This window comes from Geobacillus zalihae NBRC 101842 (assembly GCF_001544135.1).
In the GTDB taxonomy this organism is placed as follows: domain Bacteria; phylum Bacillota; class Bacilli; order Bacillales; family Anoxybacillaceae; genus Geobacillus; species Geobacillus zalihae.
The window spans coordinates 1-10,044 of record NZ_BCPV01000089.1 but is presented as its reverse complement, the minus strand read 5'-3'; the positions used below and the strand labels follow the sequence as shown (position 1 = coordinate 10,044).

At 46.4% G+C, this 10,044-nt stretch carries 7 protein-coding genes and 3 pseudogenes; 9 read left to right on the top strand and 1 reads right to left on the bottom strand.

The window, feature by feature from the left end; genetic code table 11:
* Positions 1 to 11 precede the first annotated feature (11 nt).
* The 9 genes and pseudogenes from iolG to GZ1_RS19905 all read left to right on the top strand — a co-directional run.
* Positions 12 to 1,034 (top strand): inositol 2-dehydrogenase, encoded by a 1,023-nt coding sequence (iolG, locus tag GZ1_RS16640; RefSeq protein WP_060788919.1) that lies wholly within the window; start codon positions 12 to 14, stop codon positions 1,032 to 1,034.
* Between the two features lie 69 nt (positions 1,035 to 1,103).
* Positions 1,104 to 3,023, top strand: a complete 1,920-nt coding sequence (iolD, locus tag GZ1_RS16635) for a 3D-(3,5/4)-trihydroxycyclohexane-1,2-dione acylhydrolase (decyclizing) (RefSeq protein ID WP_060788918.1) — start codon at positions 1,104 to 1,106, stop codon at positions 3,021 to 3,023.
* An 83-nt stretch (positions 3,024 to 3,106) separates the two neighbouring features.
* Complete coding sequence (gene iolE / locus GZ1_RS16630) at positions 3,107 to 4,003, top strand: myo-inosose-2 dehydratase (RefSeq protein ID WP_060788917.1); 897 nt, start codon at positions 3,107 to 3,109, stop codon at positions 4,001 to 4,003.
* Positions 4,004 to 4,016: 13 nt separating this feature from the next.
* The gene (iolB, locus tag GZ1_RS16625) at positions 4,017 to 4,841 is read left to right on the top strand and encodes a 5-deoxy-glucuronate isomerase (RefSeq protein WP_060788916.1); all 825 of its coding nucleotides are present in this window, start codon (positions 4,017 to 4,019) and stop codon (positions 4,839 to 4,841) included.
* A gap of 37 nt (positions 4,842 to 4,878) precedes the next feature.
* Positions 4,879 to 5,889 carry a 5-dehydro-2-deoxygluconokinase gene (gene iolC, locus GZ1_RS16620; protein ID WP_060788915.1) on the top strand — a complete coding sequence of 337 codons (1,011 nt, stop codon included), beginning with the start codon at positions 4,879 to 4,881 and terminating at the stop codon, positions 5,887 to 5,889.
* 20 nt (positions 5,890 to 5,909) lie between these two features.
* A complete protein-coding gene (locus tag GZ1_RS16615) occupies positions 5,910 to 7,370 on the top strand; it encodes a CoA-acylating methylmalonate-semialdehyde dehydrogenase (protein ID WP_008880031.1) in 1,461 nt (486 codons plus the stop codon).
* 78 nt (positions 7,371 to 7,448) lie between these two features.
* Positions 7,449 to 8,336, top strand: a complete 888-nt coding sequence (gene fba / locus GZ1_RS16610) for a class II fructose-1,6-bisphosphate aldolase (RefSeq protein WP_008880032.1) — start codon at positions 7,449 to 7,451, stop codon at positions 8,334 to 8,336.
* A 17-nt stretch (positions 8,337 to 8,353) separates the two neighbouring features.
* Positions 8,354 to 8,850, top strand: a pseudogene (locus GZ1_RS19910) (RNA-guided endonuclease TnpB family protein); the annotation flags it as partial.
* 66 nt (positions 8,851 to 8,916) lie between these two features.
* A pseudogene (locus tag GZ1_RS19905) lies at positions 8,917 to 9,180 on the top strand (glycoside hydrolase family 127 protein); the annotation flags it as partial.
* A gap of 260 nt (positions 9,181 to 9,440) precedes the next feature.
* On the opposite strand, the pseudogene GZ1_RS19935 reads toward GZ1_RS19905, so the two are convergent.
* Positions 9,441 to 9,705: pseudogene (locus tag GZ1_RS19935) on the bottom strand (IS1634 family transposase); the annotation flags it as partial.
* Positions 9,706 to 10,044: the final 339 nt, after the last annotated feature.

The window sequence follows — 10,044 nt, the reverse complement described above, 5'->3', positions numbered from 1 at the left end:
AGGATCAGTCTATGACATTGACTGTAGGGGTAATCGGTGCGGGGAGAATCGGGAAATTGCATGTAGACAATTTGCGATTAATCCCGCAAGTTCGTGTAAAGAGTGTTTCAGACGTTGTGATTAACCACCTTGATTCATGGGCAAAGGAAAAGCAAGTTGAAGTATTAACAAGTGATTACCGCGATATATTAAATGACCCGGAAATTGATGCTGTGTTTATTTGCTCCCCAACAAATACGCATGCAACCATTATTAAGGAGGCTGCTGTAGCGGGAAAACATATTTTTTGTGAAAAACCCGTTAGCTTTACGGTGGAGGAAACGAAAGAAGCGCTTGAGGTAGTTGAAAAAACTCAAGTAAAGCTTCAAGTCGGATTTAATCGTCGATTTGACCCGAATTTCCGTAAAATTCGGGAACTTGTCCAAAATGGAACAATCGGCGAGCCTCATATTTTACGTATTACCTCGAGAGATCCCGAGCCGCCAAGTATTGACTACATAAAGTCGTCAGGTGGACTGTTTATGGATATGATGATTCACGACTTTGATATGGCCCGTTACATTATGGGAAGTGAAGTCGTAGAAGTGTCCGCTTACGGAGCGGTGTTAGTAGATCCAGCGATAGGGGAAGCGGGAGATATCGATACAGCAGTGGTGACGTTGAAATTTGCCAACGGAGCACTTGGGGTCATTGACAATAGCCGCCAAGCTGTTTACGGATACGATCAACGCTTAGAGGTTTTCGGAAACAAAGGAGCTGCACGAGCGGACAATAACCGTCCTACAAATGTCGAGGTTTCTACTGCTGAACATGTTTTAAAAGATAAACCGTTGTACTTTTTCTTAGAACGTTATACACAGGCTTATATCCATGAGGTAGCGGAGTTTGTAAAGGCTATCCTTCATAATGAACCTGTGATCTGCAGTGGTTTTGATGGGTTGCAGGCACAACGGATTGCCGAAGCGGCGAAAAAATCGCTAGAAACCGGTGTACCGGTGAAGCTAGAAGAAGTTAATTCAGCAGCTGCTATCTAATCGTTGTTGATGAAAGCGGATTCGTAGAGAACCTATATTCCGGACAATGGAAGAGGAGGTTAGAAAATAGTGAGTACCATTCGGTTAACCACTGCACAAGCTCTTGTTAAATTTTTGAATAATCAATATGTAGAGTTTGATGGGAAACAACAAAGATTTGTAAAAGGAATCTTTACTATTTTTGGTCATGGCAATGTGCTTGGTCTCGGTCAAGCACTTGAAGAAGATCCGGGGGAATTAGAAGTATATCAAGGACGAAATGAACAGGGAATGGCTAACGCGGCGATTGCATTTGCAAAACAAAAAAACCGTAAGCAAATTATGGCCGCTACTTCATCTGTCGGTCCTGGTGCAGCGAATATGGTCACATCCGCCGCAACAGCAACGGCAAATAATATCCCAGTACTTTTGCTTCCTGGTGATGTATTTGCAACTCGTCAGCCTGATCCCGTTTTACAACAAATTGAACACACGCATGATTTGTCTATATCTACCAATGATGCTTTCCGTGCAGTTAGCAAGTATTGGGATCGTGTTTGCCGTCCGGAGCAACTCATGTCTGCCATGTTGAATGCCATGCGTGTTTTGACAAATCCTGCTGATACAGGTGCTGTAACCATCGCTCTTCCTCAAGATGTTCAGGGAGAAGCGTGGGATTTTCCTGAAAGCTTTTTTGCCAAGCGTGTCCATCGGATTGAACGTCGACAACCGTCTCTCGAAAGTGTTCGAGATGCAGTGAAACTCATTCGTTCCAAGAAAAAGCCGTTGCTCGTTTTAGGTGGTGGCGTTCGTTATTCAGAGGCAGCTGACGCTTTCGTGAAATTTGCAGAAAAGTTCAACATTCCATTTGCTGAAACTCAAGCTGGAAAAGGTACGATTGAAAGCTCTCACCCTCTTAATCTAGGAGGGATAGGGGTGACGGGGAACTTAGCGGCTAACACCATTGCCAAACAGGCGGATTTAATTATTGGAGTCGGTACTCGTTTCACGGATTTTACGACTGCTTCTAAACAGTTGTTCAGCAGTGCGGAAATTTTAACGATCAATGTTTCAGAATTCCATGCGTCGAAATTAGACGCGGTGAAGGTAGTTGCTGATGCAAAGGCTGGACTTGAGGCCATAGCTGAAGCGTTGGGGGATTATGTTTCTGCTTATGGAAATGAGATTTCCGAAGCGAAGCAAGCATGGAACAGAGAATTAGAACGTCTTTGCTCTGTTGCCTATGGAGAAAACTTTACACCGGAAATTGCTGGCCACTTAGATGAAAAACTGCCTGAATATAGAGAAGCGTTTGGTTCGGAATTGACACAAACCGGCGTAATTGGCAAAGTCAATGAATTGATTGATGATGACGCTGTGATTGTAGGGGCTTCGGGCAGCCTTCCTGGTGACCTGCAGCGAATGTGGGTGTGCAAAGACCGCAACACCTATCATATGGAATATGGTTATTCTTGCATGGGCTACGAAATCGCTGGGGCGTTTGGTGTCAAGCTTGCTGAACCGGATAAAGAAGTGTATGCAATGGTTGGAGATGGGAGCTTTTTAATGCTCCACTCTGAACTGGTAACAAGCCTACAGGAAGGGCAGAAAATTAATATTATCTTGTTTGATAACTCTGGGTTTGGATGTATCAACAACTTGCAAATGGAAAATGGCATGGGCAGCTTTGTTACCGAATTCCGTAAACGGAACCTGGAGACCGGGCAACTCGATGGGCCTATTATGACGATTGATTATGCAAAAGTGGCAGAGGGCTATGGTCTAAAAACATATTCTGTCCGTACAATGGAGGAACTTGAGACGGCTCTTATCGACTCCAAAAAGCAATCCATCAGCACACTCATCGATATTAAAGTGCTGCCTAAAACAATGACACATGGCTATGAATCTTGGTGGCACGTTGGCGTTGCAGAAGTGTCGACAAAAGAAAGTGTTCAAGCAGCCTATCGAAATAAACAAGAAAATCTTAAACTAGCACGCAAATACTGATATAGCATGCGCTGCAAATAGGGATTAAAGGGGGGGGTTAGAGTTCTGTCCGCAGCTTAGAAGAAAACGGAGGGAAGGGGAATATGTTCAAAGAAAACAAAGTGAAGCTTGGTATTGCTCCAATTGGGTGGACGAATGATGATATGCCTGAGCTGGGGGGGGAGATTACATTTGAGCAGTGTATTAGTGAAATGGCGCTCGCCGGTTTTGTTGGTTGTGAAGTCGGCAATAAATATCCCCGTGATACAAAGGTTTTGAAAAAGGCCTTATCCTTAAGGGGCTTAAGTATCGCCAGTGCTTGGTTTAGCGCTTTTTTGACCTCAAAACCATTTGAGGAAACAGTGGAAGCATTTAAAGCACACCGAGATTTTTTATATGAAATGGGCGCAAAAGTCATTGTTGTTTCTGAACAAGGTAACAGCATCCAAGGACAAATGGAAACACCATTGTTTGATAAAAAGCCAGTTTTTACGGAAGAGGAATGGGATCTACTGATCGATGGGTTAAATCGCCTCGGTGATCTGGCTGCAGAAAAGGGAATGAACATTGTCTATCACCATCATATGGGGACGGGTATTCAGACCACAGAGGAGATTGACCGCTTAATGGAGGAAACAGACCCAAAAAAGGTGTCACTTCTTTATGATACAGGCCACCTTGTCTTCTCAGGGGAGGATCATTTACATGTCCTAAATAAGCATATAAATCGCATTCGTCATGTTCATCTCAAGGATGTACGAATCGAGGTCGCGAATAAGGTTCGCGAGGAAAAAATGAGCTTCTTGCAGGCGGTGAAAGCAGGAGTATTTACTGTGCCTGGCGATGGTGTGATTGATTTTAAACCAGTATTCGAAGCATTGGATGATGCCGGCTATGAAGGATGGTTTGTTGTAGAGGCAGAACAGGATCCAGCCATAGCGAATCCGTTTGAATATGCGTTAAAGGCACGCCAATACATTCGTGAAACATGCGGTTTATAAAGGAGATGAAATGATGAGCCGATTCATTATTTCTAGCCATTCGCCGAATGAAGAGGGGAACGTCGTCCGCGTAACGCCGGAATCGGCGGGATGGGAGTATGTTGGATTTGAAGTGTATGCGTTAACAAAAGGACAAACATTGCGAAAAGAGACGATCGATCAGGAAGCCTGCCTTGTTCTTCTCAAAGGAAAAGCCAACATACACACAAGACATGAACGGTGGGAAAATATTGGATTGAGAATGGATGTTTTTGAGAAAATTCCGCCATACTCCGTCTATGTCCCGTCCAATGATGTTTATGAAGTGCAAGCATTGACTGATTTGGAATTGGCCGTTTGTTTAGCGCCAGGGAAAGGAACGTATCCAGCCCGTTTGATTCCGCCAAGCGAAGTAGGAGTGGAAATGCGCGGGGCGGGAAACATTGAACGGCGGATACATAATATTCTTCCGGAGTCTAAACCGGCTGACAGCTTGCTTGTCGTTGAGGTATTTACGCCGGAAGGAAACTGGTCGAGTTACCCACCGCATAAACATGACCAACACAATTTGCCGCATGAATCTTATTTAGAGGAAACGTATTATCATCAAATCAATCCGGACCATGGTTTTATGGTGCAACGGGTCTATACTGATGATCGTTCCATTGATGAAACGATGGTCGTGAAAAACGGAGATGTTGTTTTGGTGCCGAAAGGCTATCACCCGGTTTCGGCTCCCCCGGGTTATGAGGGGTATTACTTAAACGTCATGGCCGGGCCCGTACGGACGTGGAAGTTCCATAATGACCCGGATCATGAGTGGGTGATGGAAAGCAAGCTCGCAGCCAAACAGAAGTAGAAACGATCCAAAAAGATGACAGGAAAGAGGCGGTTCGATGAGTTTACTCCCATTTGACGAGCAAAAACCGTTGGATTTTATCGCTGTCGGCCGACTATGCATCGATTTAAATGCCAATGAGATTCACCGGCCGATGGAAGAAACGGTGACGTTTACGAAATATGTCGGCGGATCTCCGGCGAATATTGCCATCGGCATGGCCCGGCTTGGCATGAAAACAGGGTTTATCGGCCGAGTGGCCGACGACCAAATGGGCCGATTTATCGTTCAATACTTAAAAAACAATGGCATTGATACATCCCATGTCATTACCGACAAGTCCGGCAGTGTAACAGGCTTGGCGTTCACCGAGATTAAGAGTCCGACCGACTGCAGCATCCTCATGTATCGCGATAATGTCGCTGATTTGAAACTGGAACCGAACGACATTCATGAAGACTATATTCGGCAGGCAAAATGCTTATTGATTTCCGGGACGGCTTTGGCGAAAAGCCCGTCAAGAGAAGCGGTGTTTTTAGCGTTGGAATATGCAAGACGCCATGGAGTCGTTGTCTTTTTCGATTTGGATTATCGCCCTTATACGTGGCAATCCAAAGAGGAAACGGCGATTTATTACAACTTGGCCGCCGAAAAATGCGACGTGATCATCGGCACGAGAGAAGAATTTGACATGATGGAGCAGTTTGCTGTTCATCAGCATGATGACGAGAAAACGGCGCAAAAATGGTTTGATTATCACGCGAAAATCGTCGTCATTAAACATGGCAAAGATGGATCGATCGCCTATACGAAAACAGGGGAAACGTTTGTCGGTACGATTTTTCCGGCGAATATTGTCAAAACGTTTGGAGCAGGCGATTCTTACGCTGCTGGGTTTATCTACGGATTAATGAATGGATGGCCGATTCCAAAGGCGATGGAATATGGTGCAGCTGCTGCTTCGATTGTCATCTCGAGCCATAGTTGTTCCGATGCAATGCCGACGTTAGATCAAATTGAACAGTTCATTCAACAACATAAAAGCAGCTCGACCGCTGCAAAATCATAAATGAAAGGGGATCGACGAACATGACAATGACAACGGGAGTACAAACTTTAAAAAACTATATTGGTGGGCAATGGGTGGAATCTCGTTCTGCGAAGACAGAAGCGGTTCCAAACCCTGCGACAGGCGAAGTGCTCGCTTACGTTCCGATTTCGACCCGCGAGGATTTGGATCGTGCGGTTGCGGCAGCAAAAGAAGCGTTCAAGACATGGAGCAAAACGCCAGTGCCGCGCCGGGCGCGAATCTTATTCAAATACCAGCAATTGCTTGTTGAACATTGGGAAGAGCTGGCCCGGTTGGTGACGTTAGAAAACGGCAAAAGCTACAACGAAGCCTATGGGGAAATTCAGCGCGGAATTGAATGCGTAGAATTTGCGGCAGGTGCGCCGACGCTCATGATGGGAAGACAACTTCCTAGCATTGCGACCGGCATTGAATCAGGAATGTACCGTTATCCAATTGGTGTCGTTGGGGGCATCACGCCGTTTAACTTCCCAATGATGGTGCCTTGCTGGATGTTCCCGCTAGCGATTGCGTGCGGAAACACGTTCGTCCTAAAACCGTCCGAACGCACACCGATGTTGGCCAATCGCCTAGCTGAACTTTTTAAAGAAGCCGGGCTTCCAGATGGAGTACTCAACATCGTTCACGGGGCGCATGATGTCGTGAACGGACTTTTGGAGCATCCAGATGTGAAGGCGATCTCGTTCGTCGGTTCCCAACCAGTCGGCGAGTATGTGTACAAAACAGCAGCGGCTCATGGCAAACGCGTTCAGGCGTTGACAGGAGCGAAAAACCATTCGATTGTCATGCCGGATGCAGACTTGAAAGTGGCTGTCCGTGAAATTATTAATGCGGCGTTCGGCTCGGCTGGAGAGCGGTGCATGGCGGCGTCGGTCGTTGTCGCGGTTGGGGACATTGCTGATGAATTAGTTGAGAGATTAGTAGCGGCCGCAAATGAAATTAAGATAGGCAACGGATTGGAGGAGAGCGTCTTTTTAGGCCCGGTCATTCGCGAAGCTCATAAACAACGGACGGTCAACTATATTGAACTGGGAGAAAAAGAAGGAGCTATTTTAGTGCGCGACGGGCGAAAAGATGCTGCTGTCCAAGGCGAGGGATACTTTATCGGACCGACCATCTTTGACCGAGTCACCACCGACATGACGATTTGGAAAGATGAAATTTTTGCTCCTGTTCTTTCGATTGTGCGGGTTAGCACGTTGGATGAAGCCATTGAAGTGGCCAACAAGTCTCCATTTGCCAACGGGGCATGCATTTACACAAGAGATGGCGGAAATGTCCGTAAGTTCCGTGATGAAATCGATGCCGGGATGTTAGGGGTCAACTTAGGGGTCCCAGCACCGATGGCCTTCTTCCCGTTCTCTGGGTGGAAGAATTCGTTCTACGGCGATCTTCACGCTAACGGCATGGACGGTGTGGAGTTTTATACACGTAAGAAAATGCTCACTGCTCGCTGGTAAGAGCGATGGAAAAACGATCAGGCGCCTTAGGGCGCTTGATGCTTTTTCACGAATGTGTAAACAGAAAGGGGAATCGAAATGCCGCTTGTCTCAATGAAGGAAATGTTACAATGTGCTTTACAGGGAAACTATGCTGTCGGCCATTTTAACGTGAACAACTTAGAATTCGCCCAAGCCATTCTCCTAGGGGCCGAAGAAGAGGAAGCACCCGTCATTTTGGCTGTGAGTCCGGGATATATCGGGCATCTTGGTGGACTCCGGACGGCAGCGGCCATGGTTAAAGAACTCGTGAAAGAATACCGCATTACTGTACCTGTCGCTCTCCATTTAGACCACGGCTCCTCCTATGAGCAATGCCTCGAAGCGATGGAAGCTGGGTTTACATCCGTGATGATTGATGCTTCCCATTTCCCTTTGGAAGAAAATATTTCGATGACAAAAAAAGTTGTTGAGGCGGCTCGGTTTTTTGGTGTCTCCGTTGAAGCAGAGGTCGGAAGAATCGGAGGGCAAGAGGATGACGTAGTGGTCGATGAAGCGGAAGCGATGTACGCCATTCCGGAAGAATGTGAGCGGTTAGTCAAAGAAACCGGAGTTGACTGCCTAGCACCGGCATTAGGTTCGGTTCACGGTCCGTATAAAGGGAAACCGAAATTAGGATTTGCGCAAATGGAACAAATCCAGCGCTTAACTGGCGTGCCGCTTGTGCTGCATGGAGGAACAGGAATCCCCTTGGAGGATATTCGCAGAGCCATTTCGTTAGGAACAGCTAAAATTAACGTCAACACGGAAAATCAATTGGCGTTTACTAGGGGAGTTCGTTCTTTACTCAATGAGAATAACGGCCTGTATGATCCGAGAAAATACCTTGGGGCAGGAAGAGAAGAAGTAAAACAGACCGTAAGACAAAAAATTCGCGAATTCGGTTCGGTAGGGAAAGCGAAAGAAGGGGTGTTGTCTTCATTGTAACGAGAATGATGCACAAGCTGTCGCGCCGGAAGCCAAGCGGTTCGAACAGGCGCAAAGCCCGCTGAAAAGGGGCCAAGCTTCATGAGAAAATCACCAACTGCCGGAACGATTTCCCGAACAAACTGTCCACCCGCTTGATCGGCGAAAATCAAGTAGTGTGCATGGAGGACTTGTGCGTGCCGAACATGCAGAAGAATCGCAAACTGGCCAAACGCATTTCCGATTCCGCATGGGGGACGATCGCTCAGGGGAGTGGAATATATAGCGAAATGGTAGGGGTGGACGGTGATCCGTGTCGGCTACACGTTTTCATCGAGTTAATGGTGCTCGTGGCTGCGGGCATTGGCAGGTGGAGGTGAAATCGTTCAACATCCGTTCGAGGGCGTGCCGAAACTGCGGAGTCGAACGCGACCGGGATCACAACGCTGCTCGAAATATTTTGCAGGAAGGGCTTCGTTTGCAGTTATTGAACTGCGGGACGCACAGGGATGGCTTGGTGAACCGCCTCCCGTAGAGTGGAAGTTCCCAAGAATCTCTCACCTCTAAGTGTTAGCGTAGGCGGGCGAACGTTCAATGTCTAGAAGGGGCGGATAACCCAGAACCGTTATATGCGATTTCCCTTCCGAGAACTTCAATACTACAAGCACAATTTGATGAGCGTTTGCTCGGAGGAATGGTAAAAAGAGCAGGTCAAGTGCTGAGGTGCGATGATTCTGATTGGGACGGAGGATTATATCGAAATACTCCACCTACTGCCAAACCGTTCGAGTTTACAGCTATCCCTTATTACGTATGGGATAACCGGCAGCCGGGTCAAATGATTGTCTGGATTCCTGAAGCATAACAAGATAGTAGAGGGAGTCACGACAAAGGGTGTTTGCTCCTTCTCAGAGAAACAAGAGATATAGAATTATGAATCTGTTGATACGTATATTGTATATTTATAGTAGTGACAAAGGGGTGTCTCGCTGCTTTTGAGACACCCCTTTTGTTTTGGATTTTGATGCTGAGACCCGAGTTCGACAGTGACTAGGCAAACAAATCGCCTCCCAGCCCTTGATACAGAAGGGCTGAGAGGCAATTGGGCATACTTCTAGCGTGTATCTAGGAGCGAGGATGAATGTCTAGGATCTTCAGAGGAGGCTCCAGCCCTAGAGCCACAGAGGTTTTCCTTTGTTTGGTCGTGATCTTTGTACACTGATAGAGGTCACGATATTTTGAAGAAAAATGTCCTAACGTGGAGCGCTGACATTTGTCTCTTACTTTCGGCCACGATTTTACTCTCGATTCGGATCAAGAGGAGGATTAGACCGTGGAGAAGCACGTGAGCATAGATGCAATCCTCCAATTGATGGTACATTGACAGTAACCACGGTTACCCATCGAATGTACATGTCTATATTATAAACAAAAAAACTTTATATTAAAAGGATTAAATTATAAAGCGTGTGCCTATGAAATTCGGCGTTTTTTCCTAGGTTAACCACCGCTAAACCCTTGATATAACGGCATTTCTGGCATTTTCATTTGCCTAAAATGGGCCTCAAACTGTCGAACTCGGGCTGAGACATGACACATGAATAAGGAGCGTTTCCACCTCCCCTATTGCACTTAGAATAAACGTCACCTATACTTAGGGAATAATACGTCATCCCATTGGTTTCGATTGATGAAAGTTTTTATTAAAGAGATTTGAGAATATTGCAGG

What these genes read in the sequence shown, in the direction of transcription:
- iolC (WP_060788915.1), top strand. Translation starts at nt 4,879, where the DNA reads ATGAGTTTACTCCCATTTGACGAGCAAAAACCGTTGGATTTTATCGCT.
- GZ1_RS16615 (WP_008880031.1), top strand. Translation starts at nt 5,910, where the DNA reads ATGACAATGACAACGGGAGTACAAACTTTAAAAAACTATATTGGTGGG.
- iolB (WP_060788916.1), top strand. Translation starts at nt 4,017, where the DNA reads ATGAGCCGATTCATTATTTCTAGCCATTCGCCGAATGAAGAGGGGAAC.
- fba (WP_008880032.1), top strand. Translation starts at nt 7,449, where the DNA reads ATGCCGCTTGTCTCAATGAAGGAAATGTTACAATGTGCTTTACAGGGA.
- iolG (WP_060788919.1), top strand. Translation starts at nt 12, where the DNA reads ATGACATTGACTGTAGGGGTAATCGGTGCGGGGAGAATCGGGAAATTG.
- iolE (WP_060788917.1), top strand. Translation starts at nt 3,107, where the DNA reads ATGTTCAAAGAAAACAAAGTGAAGCTTGGTATTGCTCCAATTGGGTGG.